Below are 24,125 nucleotides of genomic sequence, written 5' to 3' on the forward strand. Positions count from 1 at the left end.
GCCTTGGTCGTACCGTCCCTTCATCGGAGTGCGTCATGCCGCCCCATCTCTCCGCGGACCGTCCAGCCGCCCAGCCTCCCGCGCGCGGCTCCGTCGACGCGCTCATCACACAGACCCGACAGCTCAAAGGTGACGTGGACGCCGTACGACGAGACACCCCGGCCGACGGAACGGACCCGCAGGGACGCTGGCAGCGCGCGCTGTACGACCTGGCAATGCACCAGCTGAGCGACCTCGACGAGCACTTGGCCCAGCTACGGGACGGACCGCAGCCCCTGCCCGAGGCCCCCGAGACCGCCGGGACACTGCCCGCCGTGGCAGCCGTGGCGACCGCTCCCCGGCGCGACTCGCTCCTCAGTCGGGTCGGCAGCGCGGAGTGGAACCTCCTTACGGACGAGGCCAGTTGGTCCGGTGAGCTGTACCAGATCCTCGGCCGGGATCCCGCTGCGGACCCCCTCACCCTCGACGAGCTTCCCTCCCTGGTCCTCGACGAGGACCGGCCGAGGCTCACCGCGATGGTCACGGACTGTCTGATCGACGCCAAGCCCATCGACGGCGAGTTCCGCGTCCTGCGGCCCGACGGCGGTGTACGGACCGTGCACATGATGGGCGAGCCCGTGCTCGACGCCGACGGCAGCACCGCCTCCATGTGGGCCGTGCTGCGGGACGTCAGCGAACTGCGCCGCAGCCAGCGGACGGTGAGCGAGACCCGTGACTCGTTGCAGCGTCACCGGCACCACGCGCAGTCCGAGCGCCGGCTCGCGGTCGAGTTGCAGGAGGCCGTGCTGCCGCCGTGGCGCGGCTCCCTGCGGCTCCCGCACCAGGGCCCCGAGTCCCTCGATCTGGCCGCCCGCTACCTCCCCTCCTCGACGAGCGCCCTGATCGGCGGCGACTGGTACGACGCGCTCGAACTGTCCGACGGCGACACCCTGTTGAGCGTCGGCGACCTCACCGGACACGGCGTGACCGTGACCTCCGGCATGGCGATGCTGCTGGGCGCGCTGCGCGGCATGGCGGTGGCGGGCACCCAGCCGGGCCAACTCATGACCTGGCTCAACCAGTTACTCGACGCGTCCGTCCAGCCGGCCCTGGGCAGCGCCGTCTGCTGCCGCTACCGGCCGAACACCCGTACCCTCACCTGGGCCCAGGCAGGACACCCCGCCCCGCTGCTGTTCCGCGACGGGACGGGGCGCGTGCTGAACCCACCGGACGGTGTTCTCCTCGGCGCGACCTCGGGCGCCGTCTACGGACAGGCCGAGGAGACCCTCGAACCGGGCGACGTGCTCCTCCTGCACACCGACGGACTGGTACCCGGACTCCCGGAAGGCACCACCGCCGCGCACCGCCTGCTCGAACTGGCCCCACGCTTCGGCGAGGCGCGGACCGCGCAGGACTGTGTACGGGCGGTGGTGGAGGAGTTCGGCGAGACCGAGCGCGAGGACGACGCCTGTGTACTCGTCGCCAGGGTGACCCCGTAAACCCCGCAGCCCCCGCACGAGGGCCTAGACCCGCGCGTTGTTCCCGCCCCTCCCCCTCGTCGGCTTGGGCAGCGACAGTTTGATCTCCTCGCGGAGTTCGTTGATCTTGGGAAAGCTGGAGTACTCGGCGGTGAGCCGGTACATCTCGCGCAGCCGGTCCCAGGTGCGACGGGACGAGTTAGAGCCCATCGACACCAGGGCCAACCGCGCGTACCCGGCCGCCTGTTCGGGATCGTCCGCGATGAAACAGGCGGAGGCCATGGACAGGAAGTCGAAGATCTTCGACCGCTCCCGGCCGTCGACCCTCAGTTCGAGGGCCTTCTGGGCGTAGTACTGGGCCTGCACCGCCGCGGTCGGCTCGTGCTCGGCCAGGGTCCGGTAGGCCAGAGCCTGCATGCCGTACAGGTCCTCCGCCTTGAACATCTGCATCCAGCTCGGCGGCGGCACATCACCCTTGTCGGAGACGAAGAGGTCCTCCGCCTGGCCGAGGGTGCGGCGCATCGCCTGACCGCGCCCCATCGACGCCTGCGCCCAGGCCTCGACGGTGTACAGCATGGCCTGGGTGCGGGGCAGGGTCTCCTCGCCCGAACCGGAGTTGGCGAGCTTCATGAGGTCGAGCGCGTCGTCGGGCCGGCCCAGGTGCACCATCTGGCGGGCCGCCCGGGAGAGCGCCTCCCCGGCGCGCGGCCGGTCGCCGCCCTCTCGGGCCGCATGGGCGGCGATGACGAAGTACTTCTGGGCCGTGGGTTCCAGGCCGACGTCGTGCGACATCCAGCCGGCGAGGACCGCGAGGTTGGCGGCGACGCCCCACAGGCGCCGCTGAAGGGGTTCGGGATGTCGGTAGGCGAGCATGCCGCCCACCTCGTTGAGCTGACCCACCACCGCCTTGCGCTGGAGACCTCCGCCGCGGGCGGCGTCCCATTTCCGGAACACCTCGACCGCGGTTTCCAGTTCCTCGATCTCCTGCCACCCGATGGGGGCGGCCTCGTACCGGTCGAAACCGGCGGGATCAGCGTGCAGGGGATCGTCGAGGTCGGGTGCGTCGACGGAGAGAGTCGGGTCGGTGTGCAGCCAGTCGTGCATGGCACTGCTGAGTGCGGAGCCTGCGGTGAGAGCGACGCCCGCTCCCACCAAGCCGCGTCGGTTGAGCATGAGGTCCATTCCCGTGAATTCGGTGAGGACCGCGGCAGTCCGTTCGGGCGCCCACGGCACACCGTCGGGAGCTTCCGCACTCCCGCCGCCCGGCCGTTTCCCCACACGCCCGTGCCGGACCAGACCTAAGTCCTCTATGGTCACGACACGGCCGAGACGCTCGGTGAACAGGGCAGCCAGTACGCGCGGCACCGGATCGCGCGGGATCTCTCCCATGTCGATCCACCGCCGCACCCGCGAGGTGTCGGTCGCCAGCTGGGGGTGGCCCATGGCCGCCGCCTGCCGGTTGACCAGCCGCGCGAGTTCGCCCTTGGACCAGCCGGCCAGGCCGAACAGGTCCGTCAGACGAGTGTTGGGTTGTCCGCTCACGTCAAGCCCCCAGGTTCTCGGCTGAGTTGACAGTAACCGTCTGTCAGTTGCTGAGCGACTATTCGCCAGGGTTCGCCAGGGTTCGCCAGATGGTGTGCCACTGGTCACCGGGTGTCAGGTAGGAATGCGCCACCCCGACCCGGTCGCCATCCCTTTCAGCAGGTGCACTCCCCAGGGTGTACCAGGGAGACCGGGCCGGGTAGCGCATGACCGTCGCAGGCACACGAAGGGATCTGTTTCTCCCATGTACGCAGCATCGTCCTCCGTGTCCGCCCCTCCGCGGCTGCTGCACCCCCGCCCGGGTGGCAGCGGCCCCTACCTCGACCCCGCGCGTCCGTCGGCCCCGGCCCAGGGTGCCGGCGCCGGCCGGACACGACGGCTGCCGGGGATCGGCACCCAGCCGCTCAGCGGCAGACTCGACCTGTCCGGACCCCAGGGCGCCCAACTGCGCACGGCCATCGCGTCGGTGCACCGGATCTGCCCGGAGTTCGCACCCGTGCAGGTGCTGCGCCGCAGTGGACGCTCCGTGCTCCTGGTCGGGACGACAGGGCGCAGCACGGCCGTCGCGAAATGTTTACTGGATCAGTCCCCAGCGTGGGCCGAGCGCATCCGGCACGAAATAGCGGCGTACCGCTCGTTCGTCCGGCACCGCCCGCCGGTGCGGGTGCCCCGGCTGATCGCGGCGGATCCGGACAACTGCACCCTGGTCATCGAGCGGATGCCGGGCCGGGTCGCGGCCCTGCAGCGGCATCCGGCCGAGGCACCACCGCGTGCGGACATCAGGGCGGCACTCAGCGCCATCTGCCGGCTCAACGCCTGGCGTCCGCCGGCCGGCACGTTCGACGCCCCGCTCGACTACGCGGCACGGATCTCCCGGTACCACGAGCTGGGGCTGCTCACCGACCGGGACATGGGCGATCTCCAGAAGCTGGTGCACGGCATCGCGCACTCGGCGGGCCGCCAGGGAATGGGCCAGTTCTGCCACGGCGACGCACTCCTGTCCAACATCCTCCTCTCACCGGCCGGTCCAGTGCTGGTGGACTGGGAGCATGCGGGCTGGTATCTGCCGGGGTACGACCTGGCGACGCTGTGGGCGGTCCTGGGTGACGCGCCGGTCGCCCGGCGGCAGATCAGCCAGCTCGCGCAGTCGGCGGGACCGGCGGCACGGGACGCCTTCCTGGTGAACCTGATGCTGGTCCTGACGCGCGAGATCCGTACGTACGAGCTGGCCGTGCAGCGTTCGATGCACGAGACGACCCCGGCGGCACCGGGACCGGCCCACCCGGGTGCTGCGCCGTCCGGCGAGGAACAGCGGCTGCTGCTGCGGCGGCTGCACGACGACTGCCAGCTGGCCCGACGGGCCGTGCGCGCGGCGGTCGGCACTCGCTGACGGGGGACGTGGGCCCGCGACGCGCCTGGACAGCGGCGCGTCGCGGGCCTTCGCCATGCCCGCACACGGGTCGCCACGAAAGTTCCCGTACCCCTCTTGACATGGGAAGTCTCCGGTCTGTGGGCATGATTGACGGACCGTCGGGTGTTCGAGCCACTAAGGTGCTCATCGGCCCCGCACGTCCGCCGCTCCCCCCACATCCGCCCGACCCGGAGGCCGCAAATGCGAGGACACGCCACCGAACCCACCCTCCCCACCCACCTCCCCACCGATCCCGGGCGCAGACGCCCACGCCTGCGCAGAGCCGCCGGAGCAGTCGCCTCGGCGGCTCTTCTGCTGCCGTTGCTGGGCGCGGCCCCGGCTGCCGGCGGCGACTCGGCCACCCGGATGCAGCACGACTTCGCCGCAGCGGCGGACCAGTACCACGTGCCGCGGAGCCTGCTGCTCGCCGTCTCCTACCTCCAGTCCCGGTGGGACACGCACGCCGGGGCGCCCAGTGTCACCGGCGGCTACGGCCCGATGCACCTCACGGACGCCCGGACCGCCCTCGCCGGTGCCCCGCACCACAGCGAGGGCACGGAGGACGCGCGCGGCGACAGTGCCCGGCCGGCCCTGCACCCGACCACCGAGGTACCCGCGCTGGCCGAACTCCCGCCCCGTCTGCGGACGTTGACAAAGGCGGCCGAACTCACCGGCCTGCCCGCGAAGCGGCTCCGCACCGACCCCGCCGCCAACCTGGCCGGCGGCGCCGCGCTGCTGGCCGCCGCCCAGCGGGACCTGGCCGAGCCTCTGAGCACCGACCCGGCGGACTGGTACGGGGCGGTGGCCCGCTTCTCCGGCGCCGACGACACCGCGACAGCGGCCGCGTACGCCGACGACGTGTACGACGTACTGCGCACCGGCGAGCGGCGCACGACCGACGAGGGACAGCGGGTCACCCTCGCCGCCCGTCCCGAACTGGCCCCGGACACGGCCCAGTTGCGGCGGACCGGGCTGCGTAAGGGGTCCGCGGCGGGCACCGAGTGCCCGACGACGGTGTCCTGCGAGTGGATCCCGGCGCCGTACGAGGAGTTCGGCGATGGCGACTACGGCAACCACGACCTGGGCGACCGGCCGGCCTCCCAGAGCATCCGGTACATCGTCGTCCATGACACCGAGGGCGCCTGGGACGGCGTACTGAACATGGTCCAGGACCCGACGTACGTGTCCTGGAACTACACACTGCGCTCGACGGACGGGCACATCGCGCAGCATGTGAAGGCGAAGGACGTGGCCTGGCACGCGGGCAACTGGTACATCAACGCCAAGTCGATCGGGTTGGAGCACGAGGGGTTCCTCGCGAATCCGGACGCCTGGTACACGGAGTCGATGTACCGGGCGTCGGCGCGGCTGGTGACGTACCTGGCGGCCAAGTACGGCATCCCGCTGGACCGGCAGCACATCCTCGGCCACGACACCGTGCCCGGTCCGACCACCTCGACCGTCCCGGGTATGCACACCGACCCGGGCCCGTACTGGGACTGGCGGCACTACTTCAGTCTGCTGGGCCACCCCTTCGAGCGCACGGCACACCTGCGCGGCGACAGCGCGGTGGTGACGATCCGGCCGGACTACGCGTCGAACCGGCCGACTTACACGGGCTGCACCACGTCGGGTCAGGCGTGCGCGGCCCACGGGTCGAGCGAGGTGCGGCTGTACTCGAAGGCGGACACGTCGTCGGCGCTCGTGAAGGACATCGGGACCAACCCCCCGGACGGCACCTCGACGAGCGACGTCAACGACGTCGGGGCGCGTGCCTCCACCGGCCAGCAGTACGCGGTCGCGGAGCGCAAGGGTGACTGGACGGCGATCTGGTACCTGGGCCAGAAGGCCTGGTTCCGGAATCCCGCCGCGAACCCGACGGCGGTGAGTGCCGTCGGCGCTCTCGTGACACCGAAGGACGGCCTGTCGGAGATCCCGGTCTACGGGAGGGCGTACCCGGAGGCTTCGGCGTATCCGGCGGGCGTGCCCGTCCAGGCGGTATCACCGCTGTCGTACAAGCTGCCGGCGGGCCAGAAGTACGTGGCCGGGGACAAGGTGCCGGGCGAGTACGACTACGCCGTCACCTTCGACACCGCCTCGCACCGGGTCGTGGTCGGCAAGGACCAGTACTACGAGATCCAGTTCGGCCACCGGGTGGCGTTCGTCCGGGCGGCGGACGTGCGGCTCACACTCCCCTGAGCCACCGACGACAGAGGTGAGGGCCGGGTTCCGCCGCACGGCGGAACCCGGCCCTCACCTCTGCGCGCATCGCTTCAGGCCGTCTGGAAGAGCTCCGCGGGCAGGGGCTTCAGCAGGGCGTACAGGTCGTCGGTGATCGGACGGTCCCAGGCCGCGATGGTCACCAGGACGTTGTCGCTGCGGTCGAACTGCACGCAGGCGATCCGGCCCTCGGACAGCTTGAGGCGGCGCACGATCAGAAGGTTGTCGCCCTGCATCACCGGGACGTCCTCGGTGCCGACGACGGTGACCTCCTCCTCGTTCTCCAGGGCCAGCAGCAGCTGGGCCACCTCGAACGGGACCTCGTCCTCGGCGACGTCACGGGCCGGGGAGCCCTCCGGCAGGTTGCCGATGACCATTGCGGGGCCTCGGCCGCCGAACAGGTCGTAGCGCAGGAACACGCCCTGGCAGCTGCCGTCGGGGGCGGGCAGCAGGCCCGCGCCGAGGTTGCCGGGCCAGTCGCCCGGATCCATGGCCAGCACATCGAATTCGGGGCCGGCGGGAGTGGCGCTGCGGCGGCGGAGGAACGACATACAGCCATGGTACGTGTCCCGCCGAACCTCGTGTCCCAGGGGCGCTATCCCTGGGCGCCGTACTGCTGACCGGCCTGCTTGTGCCGCTCGTGATGACGGGCGACGCGGGCCCGGTTGCCGCAGGAGGGTTTGCACCACTCCTGGCGCGGATGCTCCTTGAGGAAGTAACGCACACAGCGCGGCGCGTGGCAGGCCCGCAGCCGTTTCCGGTCCGCACCGGCGAGAAAGGCGACGGCCGCCTGCGCGAGCACGTCCACGATCTCCGCCTCACCGCGCACGCCCTGGTGGCGTACGACGGGTTCGGCGTCGTCGGCCCAGTCGAGCACGGGGACCGTGGGGGTACGGGCGGCTGCCGCGTTGAGCAGCCTCAGCGCCTCGGCCAGGGGCAGCAGCCGTGCCGCGTCCGCCGGGCTGGGTTCCCCGGGCCGTACCGCGCGCGCGAAGAGGGTCCGCACGGCAGCACGCAGTTCTCGTACGGCGCTCAGCGCGGCCTCATCGGCGACGAAGCCGTCAGCTCCGGGCAGGCGGTCGCGGTGGGCGCGCACCCAGGTGGTGAGGCCGGCGGTGTCGGTGAGGTCGTCCGCGATGCCGCCGTCGCCGTCGTGGCGGAGGGTGAGGGCGAGGTCGAGGGCGAGCCGCGCATCACTGCCGGTGTCGCCGCTGATGTCGCTGACGTGACTGATGTCGCTAGTGATCAGGTCCCGCATGCCGCTAATGCTAATCCCCGAGACATCCATTAGCAGCGCAGGGGCGGGCCCGTCGTGCGCGGGCCGACCCCTGCCGCGGCATTACCCAAGGTCAGGGCGGTCTCAGGTCAGGTCGAACTCCCCTTCTCGTGCCCCCGACACGAACGCGCCCCATTCCGCGGGCGTGAAAATCAGGGAAGGGCTGTGCGGGCGGCCACTGTTGCGCATCGCGATGAACCCCTCGACAAAGGCGATCTGGACATCCCCTCGCCCACCGCTGCCCGACTGCCAGTCGGCGTTGCTGAGGTCCAGCTCCGGCTTGTCCCAGCCCGCGAGCGGGTGCTCCTGGATCGTGCTCTCGGCCACGTCCGTGCTCCTCCCGGTTACGTCGTCCGCCGCCAGCCTAGCCATCGGCTCCTGCCGCCGACAGGCCACGTGAGGGGGACGCTTCAGGAGGTGGGCGGTTCGCTGCCGACCAGCCACATGGAAAAGAACTGGGAGCCACCGCCGTAGGCGTGCCCGAGGACCCTGCGGGCCCCGTCCACCTGGTGTTCCCCGGCCAGCCCACGCACCTGAAGAGCTGCCTCCGCGAAGCGGATCATGCCCGAGGCGCCGATCGGATTGGTCGACAGGACGCCGCCCGACATGTTGACCGGCAGGTCCCCGTCGAGCTCGGTGACCCCGGCCTCGGTGAGTTTCCAGCCCTCGCCCTCGGCGGCGAAGCCGAGGTTCTCCAGCCACATGGGTTCGTACCAGGAGAACGGTACGTACATCTCGACGGCGTCGATGTCCCGGCGCGGGTCGGCGATCCCGGCCTGCCGGTACACGTCGGCCGCGCAGTCCCGGCCCGCTTTCGGGGACACGGCGTCCTTGCCCGCGAAGAGGGTGGGTTCGCTGCGCATCGCGCCACCGTGCAGCCAGGCGGGCCTGCGCGGTGAACGGGCGGCTCCGGCGCGGTCGGTGAGGACCATCGCGACGGCGCCGTCCGAGGAGGGGCAGGTCTCCGAGTAGCGGATCGGGTCCCACAGCATCGGGGAGGCCTGGACCTTCTCCAGCGTGATGTCGTGCTCGTGCAGATGTGCGTACGGGTTCTTGAGCGCGTTGCGCCGGTCCTTGTACGCGACCAGCGACCCGACCGTGTCGGGGGCGCCGCTGCGGCGCATGTACGCGCGGACGTGCGGGGCGAAGAAGCCGCCGGCCCCGGCCAGCAGCGGCTGCTGGAAGGGGATCGGCAGGGACAGTCCCCACATGGCGTTCGACTCGGACTGTTTCTCGTAGGCCAGGGTGAGGACGGTTGTGTGGACGCGGGAGCGGACGAGGTTCGTGGCGACGAGGGCCGTGGACCCGCCGACGGACCCTGCCGTGTGCACCCGCAGCATCGGTTTGCCGACCGCGCCGAGCGCGTCGGCGAGATACAGCTCGGGCATCATGACGCCCTCGAAGAAGTCGGGCGCCTTGCCGATGACCACAGCGTCGATGTCGGCCCACGACAACTCGGCGTCGGTCAGGGCACGTTGGGCCGCCTCTCGGACCAGCCCGGCCATGGAGACATCCCGGCGGGCGGCGACGTGCTTGGTCTGGCCGATCCCGACGACCGCCACGGGTTCACTGGGCATGACGGGGCTCCCCTTCCAGTACGGCGACCAGGTTCTGCTGGAGACAGGGCCCGGAGGTGGCGTGGGCAAGGGCCCGGTCGGACTCGCCCCGGTGGATTCGAGCGGCGGCCTCGCCGATACGGACGAGCCCGGCGGCCATGATCGGGTTGGCGGCGAGGGCGCCGCCGGAGGGGTTCACGCGGACGTCGTCGCCGAGCCGGAGTGCTTTCCTGAGGACCACCTCCTGCGAGGTGAAGGGGGCGTGCAACTCGGCGGTGTCCACGGGTCGTTCGAAGGCGCCGGCCTTCTCCGCGGCGAGCCGTGCGGACGGTGAGTCGGTCAGCTCGCGGACGCCGAGCGAGTGTGCCTCGATGCGGTGGTCGATGCCCCTGATCCAGGCGGGCCGCTCGCACAGTTCCCTGGCGCGGTCACCGGCCGCGAGGATCACGGCGGCTGCCCCGTCGCCGATCGGCGGACAGTCGCCGGTACGCAGCGGCTGCACGACGTAGTCCCCGTGCGGCACCGAACCCCGCAGCTGGGCATGGGAGTTGCCCGCCGCGTCCGCCCGGCTCCGGGCGGCGACGGCGGCGAGCGCGGGCTCGTCGGTGTAGCCCTCGTCGATGAGCGCACGCGCCTGAAGCGCGGCGAGCGCGACCGAGTCCGGCCACAGGGGGGCCACGTAGTACGGGTCGAGCTGCCGGGTCAGCACATCGCGCACCGAGCCCGGCGAGGACTTGCCGTACGAGTACACGAGTGCCGTGTCGGCGTCGCCGGTGAGCAGCTTGGTCCAGGCCTCGTACAGCGCCCATGCCCCGTCCATCTCCACGTGCGACTCGGAGATCGGCGGCCAGGCGCCCACACCGTCGAGCGCCAGGGTGAAGGAGAAGGCTCGGCCGGCGAGGTAGTCGGAGGAACCGGAGCAGGTGAAGCCGATGTCGCTGGTCTTCAGCCCGGTCGCGTCGAGCACCTCGTGCAGCACGGGCATGAGCATCTCGACCTCGGAGAGTTCGTCACTGGTGCGCCGGTGATCGGTCTGCGCGAAGGCGACGACGGCGATCTCGCGTGTCACTGGGTCCCCCGGTGGTAAAGTCGTTCACTGCGGCGCGAGAGCCAAGCCCGCATAGCAACTCCTTCCAAAACTTCATACAGCCGGGCTGGTTTCAACCCGGCTGGTGCTGATCGCGGAAGACTCGATCGTTCGCTGAGCGACCGAGCGGCGTGAGCCAGGAAGCCCCGTCATGACGAGGGGTGGATTCAAAGCAGCTCCTTGAACGTCTCGTAGTCCGCGTCGGGTTCGCCGGTGGGCCGGTAGTGGTCGGGATAGCGGCCCCCTTCCGTCCACACCGGCTCCACGCGCAGCCCCATGCGTACCTGGTCGTAGGGGATGCCGCCGATCCGGCCGTGCAGGGCGAGGTCGGCGCCGTCGAGGGCGATGTGGGCGTAGACGTAGGGCACTTCGATGTCGAGGTTGCGGGCCTTGATGTTGACGATGCAGTACGTGGTGACCGTGCCGCCGGGGCCCACCTCGACCTGCTCGGCGGTGCCGACCCCGCAGGTGGGACACGCGCCCCGGGGCGGGACGTACACCTTCCGGCAGGAGGGGCAGCGTTCGCCGACGATCCGCTGCCCGGCGAGGGCGTTGATGTAGGCGGTCTGGGCGCGGCCGGGCGAGTAGGTGTAGTCGAGGCGGGCCTGGGCGACGATGCCGGTGACCATGGACCCGAACTGCCCGTCGTGCACGGCCACTTCAGCGCCGCCCGCGCTGTCGTACGGCTCGAAGCAGGCGATGTCCGTGATGGCGCCGGAGCGTTCCGCGGCCCAGCGGACGCGGACGCGCATTCCGGTGTGGACGGCGTCGGGGCCGGGCGCGTCGAGGGCGTGCAGCAGGGCCGTGTCGGCGCCGTCGAGCCGGACCAGGACCCAGGCGAAGGGCGTTTCCAGGGGCTGGTCCCGGCGCGGGGCGTGGTTCCAGGCCCAGGTGGTGACGGTGCCGGTGGGGGCGACCTGCACGAGGTCGCGTATCTCCTCGGCGGTCACCGGGTCGTACTCGACGGGCGGGACGAGGACGCGGCCGTCCGTGGTGCGAACGCCGAGGACGACCTGTTCGCGCAGGCCGGTCAGGAAGGCGCTCTGGACGGGGCCCAGCGAGCGGGTGAAGGGGAAGTCGACGATCAGGGGCGCTTTGAGGACTTCGGTGGTCATCCCGGGTGCTCCTTCGCGGGTCAGGCCCGCCGATAGACGGGTGGGCGCTTCTCGGCGAAGGCACGGGTGCCTTCCTTGGCGTCGGCGGTGTCGAAGATCGGCCAGCCGCGCTTCAGTTCGGCGGCGAGGCCCTCGGTCTCGGTCAGCTCGGCGGTCTCGTAGACCGATGCCTTCACCGCCTCTACGGCTAGCGGGCCGCAGGCGTTGATGCGCTCGGCGATCTCCAGGGCCTTGTCCAGGGCGGTTCCGTCGGGGACGACGTGTCCGATCAGGCCGATGCCGGCGGCTTCCTGGGCGCTGTAGGGGCGTGCGGTGAGCAGCATCTCCAGGGCGTGGGTGCGCGGGATCTGCCGTTGGAGGCGGACCGTGGAGCCGCCGATCGGGAAGAGGCCCCGCTTGACCTCGAAGAGTCCGAAGGTCGCCGACTCGCCCGCGACCCGGATGTCGGTGCCCTGGATGATCTCGGTGCCGCCGGCGACGCAGTAGCCCTCGATCGCGGCGATCACCGGTTTGCGGGGGCGGTGGTGGCGCAGCATCGCCTTCCAGTGCAGATCCGGGTCTGCCTTGAGCCGGTGGCGGTACTGCTCCCCCTCCAGACCGCCACCGGCCAGGGCCTTCAGGTCCATTCCGGCGCAGAAGGCACCTCCCGCGCCGGTGAGCACGATCGAGCGGACGGCGTCGTCCTCGTCCGCCTCGACCCAGCCGTCGTACAGCCCGACGAGCATCGGCAGCGAGAGCGCGTTCTTGGCTTCCGGCCGGTTGAGCGTGAGGACCAGCGTGGCGTTCTCGCGCCGCACGGTGAGGTGTTCGGTCCCACCCATCGCCCATCTCCCCTCTGAAAACGAGAACAGGTGAAAGAACGAGAACAGGTTGCAGGAGCGGAGGAAGCACTTCAAGGGTTTTCTGACAGGTAGTCAGATTTCTTCGACGCTGCCCCTTCACAGTTGCCGCGCCCTTTGCTCTGATGACGGCGAGCCGACAACCGCCAGGGATGCCCGGGGTCAGGAGGAGCGGTGGAGTACAACCTTGCCGACCTGTTCGAGTCGGTCGTGGACGTGGTGCCGGACCGTGCGGCGCTCGTGTATCTCGACCACCCCGGTACTGGCGCGGAACGCCGCCTGAGCTATGCGGAGTTGGACGCCGCGGCCAACCGGATCGCCCACCATCTGATCGACAGCGGGATACGTCCCGGCGAGCATCTGGGCCTGCATCTCTACAACGGGGTCGAGTACCTCCAGACCGTGCTGGGGTGCCTGAAGGCGCGGATCGTGCCGGTCAACGTCAACTACCGCTATGTCGAAGAGGAGTTGGTGTACCTCTATCGGGACGCGGACCTCGCCGCCCTGGTGTTCGACGCCGAGTTCACCGAGCGGGTGGCAGCGGCTCGGCCACGGGCCACGTCGTTGCGACATCTGATCCGGGTGGGTGAACCGGCTCCGGGGGCCCCCGAGTTGGCGGCGGTGCCCTTCGCCGAGGCGGAGGCCGCCGGGTCCTCGGGGCGGGGCTTCGCGGCCCGCTCGGGCGACGACCAGTTCATCATCTACACCGGCGGCACCACCGGGATGCCCAAGGGCGTGATGTGGCGTCAGGAGGACCTGTTCTTCGCCGGGCTGGGAGGCGGCGCCCCCACCGGCGAGCCCGTCAAGTCCCCACAGGAACTCGCCGAACGGGTCGCGGCCGGAGGCGAGGGAATCACCTTCTTCCCCACTCCGCCGCTGATGCACGGCACCTCGACCCTGACCGCGTTCATCGGCTTCAACTTCGGCCAACGAGTGGTGATCCACCGCAAGTTCACGGCCGAGGACGTGCTGCGCACGATAGAGAAGGAGAAGGTCACCAGCGTGTCCCTGGTGGGCGACGCGATGCTGCGTCCGCTGATCGACGCCCTCAAAGGGCCCATGAAGGGCACGGACTGTTCAGCCTTGTTCAGCGTCTCGTCCTCCGGCGCGATCATGTCGGAGACGGTGCGCGCCGAGTTCCAGGCACTGGTGCCGAACGTCATGCTGCTCAACAACTTCGGGTCGTCGGAGTCCGGCTTCAACGGTACGGCGACCGATGACTCGGGCCCCGAGCGCGGCTTCCGTATCCGCGTCAACACCCGGACCCTGGTGGTGGATCCGGCAACCTACGAGCCGGTGCCCGCGGGCGAGGTGGGCCGGATCGCCCAGTGCGGCCACGTACCGCTCGGCTACTTCAACGACCCCGGGAAGACCGCGGAGACGTTCTTCGAGCGGGACGGCGAGCGGTGGGTGCTGCTCGGCGACATGGCGACGGTCGACGAGGAGGGCGTCGTCACCGTCCTGGGCCGGGGCTCGCAGTGCATCAACACCGGGGGCGAGAAGGTGTATCCGGAGGAGGTCGAGCAGGCGCTCAAGTCCCATCCGGACGTGTACGACGCGCTGGTGGCCGGTGTCCCGGACCCGAGGTGGGGCAACCATGTGGCCGCGGTCGTGCAGTTGAGGGAGGGAGCGGCGCGGCCGAGCCTGGCGGACGTACAGCAGCACTGCCGTACCCACCTGGCGGGCTACAAGGTCCCCCGACAGCTGGTGATCACCGAGACGATACGGCGGTCGCCCAGTGGCAAGGCTGACTACCGGTGGGCCAAGGAGATGGCAGTGGGGGCGGACCGGTAGGCGGGAGGCCTACGCCTCGCCGGTGGGCCGAACGGGGACGACGGGCGTACTCTGTGCGCGCGGCTGACCCAGGTGTTTGAACGGAGGGTGACGCAGGGCCGTACGCGAGGTTGGCGGTCCTGCCCTGCGAGCCCGGTCCGCCGTGCCATCAGCTGATCCGCACGGAAGGACCCACGGGTGTCGCACCACACGCCCCCTCGTCAACTGCCTGAGACGGACGCGGACGCGCCGGACGGGACCACAGCCGAGGAGGCCTCGCGCGCTCCCGCGGTGAACGACACCGAGCCCGGCGCCCCGGCTGAAGTGGAACCGGCGGACAGGGAACCGGCGGGCGAGGAGACGCCCGGGCCGACGACGGCCGCGGCAGCGGAGGCGGACGAGACGGGCGCGCGCCCCGGGCTGGAGAAGACGGCCGACGGCGCGGACGACGGGAAGGCGCCCGCGTCGACAGTCGCCGCCCGCACGGCTTCCACCACCGACGAATCCCACGACGCCGCGGCCTCCGACCCCTCCCCCTCGTCCACCGACGAACCCGGCCGGCCCGGTTGGTTCGGCTGGCGCCGTCGTTTCCCCCGCGCCGCACGCGCCGTGGGGGTGGGCACGAGCGTCCTGGCCGGTGCGATGGTGCTCGGCGTGCTGCTCATACCCAACCGTCTCGACCGGATGTCCCCCGAGTCGTTCCTCCGTCTGCCTGTCGAGGCGATCTTCCTCGCGGCCGTCCTGCTCGTGCTGCCGTCGAGGGCACGGCGGATCACGGCCGTCGTCCTGGGCGCGTTCCTCGGGTTGTCCACCGTCCTGAAGTGTCTCGACATGGGCTTCTACCAGACCCTGGCCCGGCCGTTCGACCTGGTCTTCGACTGGGTGCTGCTGACCGACGCGGCGGACTTCCTGAAGGACTCGCTCGGTCGCTCGGGTGAGGTGCTCGCGGTGATCGGCGTGATCGTCCTGCTGATCGCCGTCCTCGTGGTGAGCGCGCTCGCGGTGGTGCGGCTGGCCGACGTGATGGCCCGGCACCGGCCCGTGGCCGTGCGCGGCACGCTGGTCCTCGGCACCGCGTGGGTCGTCTGCTTCACCATGGGTGTGCAGACAGGCGGTGTGACGATCGCGACCAAGGGCTACTCCCAGTACCTCTCCAACCGTGTGCAGTACGTCCGCGAGGGTCTCGGGGACGCCGAGGTCTTCGACAAGCAACTCCGCGTCGACGCCTTCGCCGACACGCCGTCCGACCAGTTGCTGACCGGACTGCGCGGCAAGGACGTGCTGTTCACCTTCGTCGAGAGTTACGGCCGGGTGGCGATCGACGATCCGGCGATGGCACCGGAGATGGACGCGACGCTCAAGGAGGGCGACGCCAGGCTCAAGTCGGCCGGCTTCGCATCGCGCAGCGGCTGGCTCACGTCACCCGTGACGGGCGCCGGCAGCTGGCTCGCCCACACGACGTTCCTCTCAGGTCTGTGGGTCAAGAACCAGCAGCGGTACCGGACAGTGACCACCGGTGACCGCGCCACGCTCACCAGCTACTTCCAGAAGACCGGCGCCTGGCGCACGGTCGGCATCGTCCCGGGTGTCCGGAAGGCGTGGCCCGAGGGCAAGTACTTCGGCCTCGACCACATCTACGACTCCACGCACCTCGGCTACCAGGGCCCGTACTTCAGCTGGACGCCGGTGCCGGACCAGTTCAGCCTGGAGTCCTTCCAGAAGCTGGAGCACGGCAAGAAGGATCGCGACCCGATCATGGCGGAGATCATCCTGGCCTCCAGCCACAACCCCTGGTCTCCCATCGCCCACACCATCCCCTGGAACGACCTCGGGGACGGCTCGATCTTCAACAAGATCAAGAAGGAGGGCACGAACCCCACGGAGGTCTGGAAGAGCGCGAAGAGCGTGCGGACCGAGTACCGCAAGGCCATCCAGTACTCCGTGGACAGCCTGACCCAGTGGGTCCAGCGCTACGGCGACGACAACACCGTCCTCGTCTTCCTCGGCGACCACCAGCCCGTCCCCACGGTCACAGCGGGCAGCACCAGCAGGGACGTGCCGATCACGATCGTCGCCCGCGACCCGAAGGTGCTGGACCGCGTCGCCGACTGGGGCTGGACGGAGGGGCTCAAGCCCGCGGCCAACGCCCCGGAGTGGAGCATGGACAAGTTCCGGGACCGCTTCATGACGGCGTACGGGCCGGAGAAGAAGTAGCGCCGTCCGCGCGGAGGAACGGCGGAACTGCCAGTTCAGGGGCGGTTGTCAGTGGTCGGTTCTAGTGTGGGTGGCGAGATCGGATTCGCGCCGAGGAGACGAAGAGGTTCCCATGACGACCCTGCCCGACCGCCCCAACAGCGCTCTGCTCATCATCGACGTCCAGAACCAGGTGGTGGACGGCGCCCACAACCGCGAGGAGGTGCTCGCGAACATCAACACCCTCGTCGACAGGGCTCGCGCGCAGGGCGCGCCCGTGGTGTGGGTGCAGCACTCCAGCGACGAGCTGAAGACGGGCAGCGAAAGCTGGGAGTACGTGCCGGAGCTGGTCCGCCGCGACACCGAGCCCCTCGTCCACAAGAAGTACGGCGACTCTTTCGAGGCCACCGAACTGGAGGAGGTTCTCGCCGAGCACGCGGTCGGGCGGCTGATCGTCACGGGCGCCCAGACCGACGCGTGTGTCCGCTCCACCCTGCACGGCGGGATGGTCCGCGGGTACGACGTGACGCTCGTCGGCGACGCCCACACCACGCAGGACCTCACGAAGTACGGCGCTCCGAAGCCGGCCGAGGTGATCGCCCACACCAACCTCTACTGGCAGTACCAGACCGCCCCCGGCCGCACTGCCGGGACGGTCAGCACCGCGGAGGCGACCTTCACCGCCGCGGGTGACGAGGGCTGACGGTCAGGAACCGGCGAACCGGTCCCTCAGCTCCCGCTTCAGGATCTTCCCGCTCGCGTTGCGCGGCAGCTCGTCCACGAACACGACCCGCTTCGGTGCCTTGAAGTGGGCGAGCTGCTCGCGGGCATGGGTGATGAGTTCGGCCTCCGTCACCTCACCCCGGGGGACGACGACCGCCGTGACCGCCTCGATCCAGCGCTCGTCGGGAAGACCGACGACCGCCACCTCGGCGACCGCCTCATGGGTGTACAGGGCGTCCTCGACCTGACGTGAGGCGATCAGTACGCCACCGGAGTTGATGACGTCCTTCACCCGGTCGACCACGGTGTAGTAGCCGTCGGCGTCCCGGACGACCAGGTCACCGGAGTGGAACCAGCCGTCCCGGAAGGCGGCGCTCGTCTCCTCGGGCTTCTCCCAGTAGCCCTCGCACAACTGCGGGGACCGGTAGACGACTTCGCCGGGCGTGCCGTCGGGCACGTCCTCGCCGTTCTCGTCGACCACCCGCGCGTCCACGAACAGCACCGGGCGTCCGCAGGAGTCCAGTCTGCCCTTGTGCTCGAAGGGCCCGAGCACCATGGAGAGGGGGCCGATCTCGCTCTGCCCGAAGCAGTTGTAGAAGGCGAGCTTCGGGAGTCGCTCGCGCAGCCGCTCCAGCACGGGAACCGGCATGATCGACGCCCCGTAGTACGCCTTGTGCAGTCCGCTCAGGTCACGGGTCGCGAAGTCGGGGCGGCCGGCGAGACCGATCCACACGGTCGGCGGCGCGAACAGGCTGTCCGCGCGGCCGGACTCGACGAGGTCGAGGATCACGTCGCCGTCCGGTGCGTCGACAATGATGTTCGGGGCGCCCACCGCGAGATACGGCAGCAGGAACACGTGCATCTGCGCCGAGTGGTAGAGGGGCAGCGAGTGCACGGGCCGGTCGCCGGGGCTCAGGTCCAGGGCGGCGATCGCGCTGAGGTACTCGTGCACCAGGGAGCGGTGGGTCATCATCGCGCCCTTGGGCAGCGCGGTGGTCCCGGACGTGTACAGCAGCTGCACCAGGTCCTCGGTGCGCTTCTCGGCACCGTCGTGGGGCGCGGTGTCGGCCAGGCGTGCCAGCAGGGAGTCGTCGGCGTCGCGCAGCGGCAGGGTCCGTACGCCGTCGGGGAGCCGGTCGGCCAGGTCCGGGTCGGTCAGGACCAGGGTGCTGCCGGACTGCTCGACGATGTAGGCGAGGTCGTCGCCGGTCAGGTTCTGGTTGACCGGGACGTGCACGAGCCCGGCGCGGGCGCAGGCGAGGAAGGCGATCAGATAGGCGTCCGAGTTGTGGCCGTAGGCGCCTACCCGGTCGCCGGGCGCCAGCCCCTCGGCCCGGAGCACACCCGCCGCTCGGGAGACGGCCTCGTCGAGTTCCTCGTACGTCCAGGCACGCTCGCGGTACTCGACCGCCAGCCGCGCCGGAACCCGCTGGGCGCTGCGCCGCAGCACCCCGTCAACCGTGCTCCCGTATTGCTGCGTCATAGTTCATGATCCTCGTTCCGTCACCGAACGAGGTCAAGCACCGACGGGGGTCAGGGAACATACCCGTTGGTACGCTCAACCGCCTCAACCGCCCCTTCCCTCAATGACGTTGGGAGGCACGATGCGCACCCGTTTGAGACGGCTGGTCGTCACGGCCGCCGCATTACTCACCGCCACGACAGCACTGCCCGCCGCCACGGCACAGAGCGGCCCGCCACAGGCACCACAACTGTCACAGCGACATCCCTCCGGCGGCGGGCTCTCCGCCGTGATCCGCTACACCGAGTACGGCATTCCGCACATCGTCGCGAAGGACTACGCGAACCTCGGCTTCGGCAGTGGCTGGGCACAGGCCGCCGACCAGGTGTGTGTACTCGCGGACGGTTTCGTGACGCTGCGCGGCGACCGCTCGCGCTGGTTCGGACCCGACGCGACGCCCGACTTCTCGCTCTCCGACGCGTCCGACAACCTCTCCAGCGACCTGTACTTCCGGGGCGTGCGGGACGCCGGGACCGTCGAGCGGCTCCTTGCCCGGCCCGCGCCGCAGGGGCCGAGCCGGGCCGTCAAGGACCTGATGAACGGCTGGGCCGCCGGCTACAACGCCTGGCTGAAGCAGAACCGGGTCAAGGACCCCGCCTGTGCGGGCGCCGGCTGGGTCAGGCCGGTGACCGGGGTCGACGTGGCCACCCGGGCGTACGCCCTCGCGGTGCTCGGCGGACAGGGCGGGCTCGCGGACGCGATCACCGCGGCTGAGCCGCCTCCCGCGTCGAGCCCCGCGTCCTCCACCACGGCCGCCGCCGGGCCCTCCCTGCCGACCGCTTCCGCCGCAGCCAAGGGTGCGCGCGAGCTGTTCGACCTCTCGGACATGGGTTCCAACGCCGTGGCGTTCAGCGGCAGTACGACGGCCAATGGCCGTGGCCTGCTGCTCGGCAACCCGCACTACCCGTGGAAGGGCGGACGCCGGTTCTGGCAGTCCCAGCAGACGATCCCCGGTGAACTGAACGTCGCGGGCGGGTCGTTGCTCGGCTCGCCGACGATCTCCATCGGGTACAACGCGAACGTGGCGTGGAGCCACACCGTGTCCACCGGTGTGCCGCTCAGCCTGCACCAGCTGAAGCTGGACCCCGCCGACCCGACGACGTATCTGGTCGACGGCAAGCCGGAGCGGATGACACGTCGGTCGGTGACCGTCCCGGTGAGGGACGGCGCGCCGGTGACCCGCACCCAGTGGTGGACCCGCTACGGCCCCGTCGTCCTCTCCCCCGGCGGCGAGCTCCCGCTGCCCTGGACCACGACGACGGCTTTCGCGCTGAACGATCCGAACGCGGCGAACCTGCGCTTCTACGACACCTCGCTCGGCTTCAGCAAGGCGCGCGGCACGGACGACATCCTCGACTCCCTCGACCGGCACCAGGGCATCCCCTGGGTGAACACCGTCGCCGCCGACCGTGCGGGCCACTCCCTGTTCGCCCAGTCGCAGGTGCTTCCCCGGATCACCGACGAGTTGGCCGCCGCCTGTTCGACGCCGCTCGGCAAGGTCCTCTATCCGGCGGCGGGCGTCGCGGTCCTCGACGGCTCACGCACCGACTGCGCCGTCGGCGACGACCCGGACTCCGTGGCGCCCGGCATCTTCGGTCCTTCGCGGATGCCGACGCTGAAGAACACGCCGTACGTCGAGAACTCCAACGACAGCGCGTGGCTGACCAATCTGGACCAGCCGATCACCGGCTACGAGCGGATCTTCGGCACTGTGCGCGCAACAGCCTCACCGCGTACCCGTGGTGCCGTCGCCGATGTGGCGGCGATGGCGGCGAAGGGCGGGCTGACGGTCGCGGATCTCCAGCGGCAGCAGTTCGCGAACCGTTCGACGTCGGGCTCGCTGGCCGCCGGCGACGCGGCCCGGGCCTGCGCGGCACTTCCGGGCGGTACGGCAACCGGCAGCGCCGGTACGGCGGTTGACGTCAGTCAGGCGTGCGGTGTGCTGGCGTCCTGGGACCGCACCATGAACAGCGACAGCCGTGGTGCGCTGCTGTTCGACCGGTTCTGGCGCAAGCTGCTCGGCGCCGTGCCCTCCGCGCAGCGCTGGAAGGTGCCGTTCTCGGCGGCGGACCCGGTAGGTACCCCCAACACGCTCAACACGGACGCGCCCGGCTTCACCAAGGCCCTCGCGGACGCGGTGACGGAGCTGCGCGCGGCGGGCATCCCGCTGGGCGCCCGGCTCGGGGACCACCAGTACGTCGTACGGAAGGGTCAGCGGCTGCCGGTCGGCGGCGGGACCGAGTCCCTGGGCGTGTGGAACAAGATCGAGCCGGTGTGGGACACGGCGAACGGTGGCTACCGCGACAACGCCTTCGGCTCCAGCCACATCCAGGCCGTGGGATGGGACGGCAGCCGCTGCCCGGTGGCCCGCACGCTGCTGACGTACTCCCAGTCCTCGAATCCGAACTCGCCGCACTTCGCGGACCAGACGCGGCTGTTCTCGGCCGAGAAGTGGGTCAGCGCGAGGTTCTGCGAGAAGGACATCCTGTCGTCGCCCGCGCTGCGGGTGATCCGGGTGCACGGCTGACGCGCTGGTTGACTGATGGGCTGATGGGCTGACAGACGTACGCCCGTACCGTGTGGTCCCGTCCCCCCGTGGGGCGGGACCACACGGTCGTTCGCACATTTGGCTCACACAGGCCGTGTACGCCCCTCCCAGTACGGGTCGCGCAACCGCCGCTTGTACAGCTTGCCGTTGGGGTCGCGCGGCATGCTCTCGATGAAGTCGACGGTCTTGGGCCGCTTGTATCCGGCGAGTCGGCGCGCGCAGTGGCCGAGGATCTCGGTGGCGAGGTCGGGTCCTGGCACATGTCCCGGAGCCGCTTCCACGACCGCCTTGACCTCCTCGCCCCAGTCGTCGTGCGGGATGCCGAAGGCGGCGGCGTCGGCGACGGCGGGGTGGGCGAGGAGGGCACTCTCGATCTCGGCGGGGTAGATGTTGACCCCGCCGGAGATGATCATGTCGATCTTACGGTCCCGGAGGAAGAGGTAGCCGTCCTCGTCCAGGAGGCCCAGGTCGCCGACGGTGAAGAAGTCGCCGATACGGTTCTTGCGCGTCTTGCTCTCGTCCTTGTGGTAGGCGAAGCCGCCGGTGCTCATCTTCATGTAGACGGTGCCGAGTTCGCCGGGCGACAGCCGGTTGCCGTCGTCGTCGAAGATCGCGAGTTCACTGATCGGCCAGGCCTTGCCGACCGTGCCGGGCTTCTTCAGCCAGTCCTCTGCGGTCGCGAACGCCCCACCGCCCTCGCTGGCCGCGTAGTACTCCTCCACACAGTCGCCCCACCAGTCGATCATGGCCCGTTTCACATGGTCGGGGCAGGGCGCGGCGCCATGGATGGCGTGCCGCATGGACGACACGTCGTACGCCCGCCGCACCCGCTCGGGCAGCGCCAGCAGCCGGTGGAACTGGGTCGGGACCATGTGGGTGTGCGTGCACCTGTGGGCGTCGATGACGCGGAGCATCTCCTCCGGCGTCCACTTGTCCATCAGCACCAGACGGTGACCGATGTGCAGGGACGCGCCCGCGAACTGGAGTACGGCCGTGTGGTAGAGCGGCGAGCACACGAGGTGCACGTTGTCGCCGAACGGCCTGATGCCGAAGATGCCGAGGAACCCGCCGAGGTACGCCTCCTCGGGCGGCTTGCCCTGCAGCGGGCGCCGGATGCCGCGTGGGCGGCCCGTGGTGCCGGAGGTGTAGTTCATGACCCAGCCGAGGGTGCGCTCGTCGGGCGGCGACTCGGGCTGTCCGTCGAGGAGCTGGGCGTACGGCCGGAATCCGTCGACCTCGCCGACCGCGTACCGCTGCTGGGCCGGGAGTTGTGCCTCGTCCGCGGCGGCGCGTGCCGCGTCGGCGAACCGCTCGTGCGCGATGAGCACCTTGGCGCCCGAGTCGGAGACGATCCAGGCGATCTCGGGCCCGACGAGATGGTGGTTGACGGGGACGAGATAGAAACCGGCCTGGGATGCGGCCAGATACGCCACGAGGAACTCGACGCCGTTGGGCAGGACCACGGCGAAGGCGTCACCTCGTCCGAGTCCGGCGGCGCGCAGCCCGTGGACCAGCTGGTTGGTGGCGGCGTGCAGCCGGCCGGCGGTCCACTGCTCACCGTCGGGCGCGATGAGGACCGTACGCTCCGGATCGGCCGCGGCCTGCGCCCAGAATCCGTTGAGGGACTCGCTCGCCGACTGGCTCGCTGTCCGGCTCGCTGTTTCACTCACTGCTCGTCGCCCCTTCCGTCGGCGTTCCGTCCCGCGATCCGGTTGACTCGGTTCACAGCCTGCTCGAAGCCGCTGGTCAGGTCGTCGAAGACGGCCTGGACGCTCCGTTCACTGTTCATCCGGCCGACGATCTGGCCGACCGGTGTGCCGAGGAGCGGGTCGACCTCGTACTTCTGGATGCGCGAGACGGCCTCGGCGACGAGCAGACCCTGCAGGGGCATGGGCAGGGTGCCGGGTCCGTCGGCGGAGTCCCAGGCGTCGGTCCATTCGGTACGGAGCTGACGCGCGGGCTTGCCGGTCAGGGCGCGGGAGCGGACGGTGTCGCCCGAGCCGGCCGCGAGCAGTTTCCGGGTGAGCGCGGTCGAGTGCATGTCGGCCTCGGTGACGGTCAGCCACATGGAGCCCAGCCAGACCCCCTGGGCGCCGAGGGCCAGCGCGGCGGCCACCTGCCGTCCGCTGCCGATACCGCCGGCGGCGAGCACCGGCAACGGGTCGACCGCGTCGACGACTTCGGGGGTCAGCACCATGGAGGCGATCTCGCCGGTGTGGCCGCCCGCCTCATAGCCCTGTGCGACGACGATGTCGATTCCGCCCTCGGCGTGCTTGCGCGCGTGCCGTGCGCTGCCCGCGAGGGCCGCGACCAGCACATCCTGGTCGTGCGCGCGGGCCACGACATCGGCGGGCGGTGAGCCCAGGGCGTTCGCCAGCAGTTTGATCGGGTAGTCGAAGGCCACGTCGAGCTGGTTGCGGGCGACCTGCTCCATCCACCCGGTGATGCGCCACCCGGACGCCTCGCCCTCGGCCAGTTCGGGCACGCCGTACTTGGCCAGGGTGTCCCGGACGAACTGGCGGTGTCCCTCCGGGATCATCGCCTCGACCTCGGCCTCGGTCACCCCCTCTACCTTCCGGGCGGGCATGACGACATCCAGCCCGTACGGCCGGCCCTCGACATGCGCCTCGATCCAGTCCAGGTCGCGCTTGAGGTCGTCCGGCGCCGTGTAGCGGACCGCGCCGAGCACCCCGAAGCCGCCGGCCCGGCTGATGGCCGCGGCGACGGCGGGGAACGGCGTGAAGCCGAAGACGGCGTGCTCGATTCCCAGTTTCTTGCTCAGCTCCGTCTGCATGGCCGCAGGATGCCGCAGTCCTCCGGACGAGGGAAGACCTTTTCTGATACACCGTCAGATTCTTGGCCA

Annotated in this window: 18 protein-coding genes; 7 read left to right on the forward strand and 11 right to left on the reverse strand. The window is 70.4% G+C overall.

Going from position 1 to position 24,125, the window contains the following annotated elements; all coding sequences use genetic code 11:
* The first annotated feature begins 35 nt into the window (after positions 1-35).
* Positions 36-1,478 (forward strand): PP2C family protein-serine/threonine phosphatase, encoded by a 1,443-nt coding sequence (locus OG241_RS02190; RefSeq protein WP_405813293.1) that lies wholly within the window; start codon positions 36-38, stop codon positions 1,476-1,478.
* Between the two features lie 24 nt (positions 1,479-1,502).
* Here the strand turns inward: OG241_RS02190 and OG241_RS02195 are convergent, their stop codons facing one another.
* Complete coding sequence (locus tag OG241_RS02195) at positions 1,503-2,999, reverse strand: hypothetical protein (RefSeq protein ID WP_405813294.1); 1,497 nt, start codon at positions 2,997-2,999, stop codon at positions 1,503-1,505.
* A 244-nt stretch (positions 3,000-3,243) separates the two neighbouring features.
* Between OG241_RS02195 and OG241_RS02200 the strand changes: the two genes are divergently transcribed.
* Positions 3,244-4,389 carry an aminoglycoside phosphotransferase family protein gene (locus OG241_RS02200; RefSeq protein WP_405813295.1) on the forward strand — a complete coding sequence of 382 codons (1,146 nt, stop codon included), beginning with the start codon at positions 3,244-3,246 and terminating at the stop codon, positions 4,387-4,389.
* Between the two features lie 222 nt (positions 4,390-4,611).
* On the forward strand, positions 4,612-6,609 hold the full coding sequence (locus tag OG241_RS02205) for an N-acetylmuramoyl-L-alanine amidase (protein ID WP_405813296.1): 1,998 nt from the start codon (positions 4,612-4,614) through the stop codon (positions 6,607-6,609).
* Positions 6,610-6,683: 74 nt separating this feature from the next.
* On the opposite strand, the gene OG241_RS02210 is transcribed toward OG241_RS02205, so the two are convergent.
* The 7 genes from OG241_RS02210 to OG241_RS02240 form a co-directional block, all read right to left on the reverse strand.
* A complete protein-coding gene (locus OG241_RS02210; protein ID WP_319091766.1) occupies positions 6,684-7,181 on the reverse strand; it encodes a hypothetical protein in 498 nt (165 codons plus the stop codon).
* A gap of 44 nt (positions 7,182-7,225) precedes the next feature.
* Positions 7,226-7,888, reverse strand: a complete 663-nt coding sequence (locus tag OG241_RS02215) for a CGNR zinc finger domain-containing protein (protein ID WP_405813297.1) — start codon at positions 7,886-7,888, stop codon at positions 7,226-7,228.
* A gap of 102 nt (positions 7,889-7,990) precedes the next feature.
* Positions 7,991-8,233 carry a DUF397 domain-containing protein gene (locus tag OG241_RS02220; protein ID WP_405813298.1) on the reverse strand — a complete coding sequence of 81 codons (243 nt, stop codon included), beginning with the start codon at positions 8,231-8,233 and terminating at the stop codon, positions 7,991-7,993.
* An 83-nt stretch (positions 8,234-8,316) separates the two neighbouring features.
* Positions 8,317-9,483 carry a thiolase domain-containing protein gene (locus OG241_RS02225; protein ID WP_405813299.1) on the reverse strand — a complete coding sequence of 389 codons (1,167 nt, stop codon included), beginning with the start codon at positions 9,481-9,483 and terminating at the stop codon, positions 8,317-8,319.
* Positions 9,473-10,531, reverse strand: coding sequence for a thiolase domain-containing protein (locus OG241_RS02230; protein ID WP_405813300.1), 1,059 nt, complete (start codon positions 10,529-10,531; stop codon positions 9,473-9,475). Before OG241_RS02230 ends, OG241_RS02225 begins: the two co-directional genes overlap by 11 nt.
* 185 nt (positions 10,532-10,716) lie before the next feature.
* Complete coding sequence (locus tag OG241_RS02235) at positions 10,717-11,664, reverse strand: Zn-ribbon domain-containing OB-fold protein (protein ID WP_405813302.1); 948 nt, start codon at positions 11,662-11,664, stop codon at positions 10,717-10,719.
* 20 nt (positions 11,665-11,684) lie between these two features.
* Entirely contained in the window at positions 11,685-12,485 is an 801-nt protein-coding gene (locus OG241_RS02240; RefSeq protein ID WP_405813303.1) for a crotonase/enoyl-CoA hydratase family protein, read from the reverse strand.
* A 192-nt stretch (positions 12,486-12,677) separates the two neighbouring features.
* Here OG241_RS02240 and OG241_RS02245 point away from each other — a divergent pair, with 192 nt between their 5' ends.
* The 3 genes from OG241_RS02245 to OG241_RS02255 all read left to right on the forward strand — a co-directional run bounded on the left by OG241_RS02245 (position 12,678) and on the right by OG241_RS02255 (position 17,172).
* Positions 12,678-14,297 (forward strand): acyl-CoA synthetase, encoded by a 1,620-nt coding sequence (locus tag OG241_RS02245; RefSeq protein WP_405813305.1) that lies wholly within the window; start codon positions 12,678-12,680, stop codon positions 14,295-14,297.
* Positions 14,298-14,474: 177 nt separating this feature from the next.
* Positions 14,475-16,490, forward strand: coding sequence for a sulfatase (locus OG241_RS02250; RefSeq protein ID WP_405813306.1), 2,016 nt, complete (start codon positions 14,475-14,477; stop codon positions 16,488-16,490).
* A gap of 112 nt (positions 16,491-16,602) precedes the next feature.
* Complete coding sequence (locus OG241_RS02255) at positions 16,603-17,172, forward strand: cysteine hydrolase family protein (protein ID WP_405813307.1); 570 nt, start codon at positions 16,603-16,605, stop codon at positions 17,170-17,172.
* A 3-nt stretch (positions 17,173-17,175) separates the two neighbouring features.
* Here the strand turns inward: OG241_RS02255 and OG241_RS02260 are convergent, their stop codons facing one another.
* Positions 17,176-18,675, reverse strand: a complete 1,500-nt coding sequence (locus OG241_RS02260) for an acyl-CoA synthetase (protein WP_405813308.1) — start codon at positions 18,673-18,675, stop codon at positions 17,176-17,178.
* Positions 18,676-18,796: 121 nt separating this feature from the next.
* Here OG241_RS02260 and OG241_RS02265 point away from each other — a divergent pair, with 121 nt between their 5' ends.
* Positions 18,797-21,241: a penicillin acylase family protein gene (locus OG241_RS02265; protein ID WP_405813309.1), complete on the forward strand. Its 2,445-nt coding sequence runs from the start codon at positions 18,797-18,799 to the stop codon at positions 21,239-21,241.
* 104 nt (positions 21,242-21,345) lie between these two features.
* Here OG241_RS02265 and OG241_RS02270 read toward each other — a convergent pair whose 3' ends face one another.
* On the reverse strand, positions 21,346-22,932 hold the full coding sequence (locus OG241_RS02270; RefSeq protein WP_405813310.1) for an acyl-CoA synthetase: 1,587 nt from the start codon (positions 22,930-22,932) through the stop codon (positions 21,346-21,348).
* Positions 22,929-24,056, reverse strand: coding sequence for an NAD(P)H-dependent flavin oxidoreductase (locus OG241_RS02275; RefSeq protein WP_405813311.1), 1,128 nt, complete (start codon positions 24,054-24,056; stop codon positions 22,929-22,931). Before OG241_RS02275 ends, OG241_RS02270 begins: the two co-directional genes overlap by 4 nt.
* Positions 24,057-24,125: the final 69 nt, after the last annotated feature.

This window comes from Streptomyces sp. NBC_01390, assembly GCF_045040105.1.
Lineage (GTDB): Bacteria > Actinomycetota > Actinomycetes > Streptomycetales > Streptomycetaceae > Streptomyces.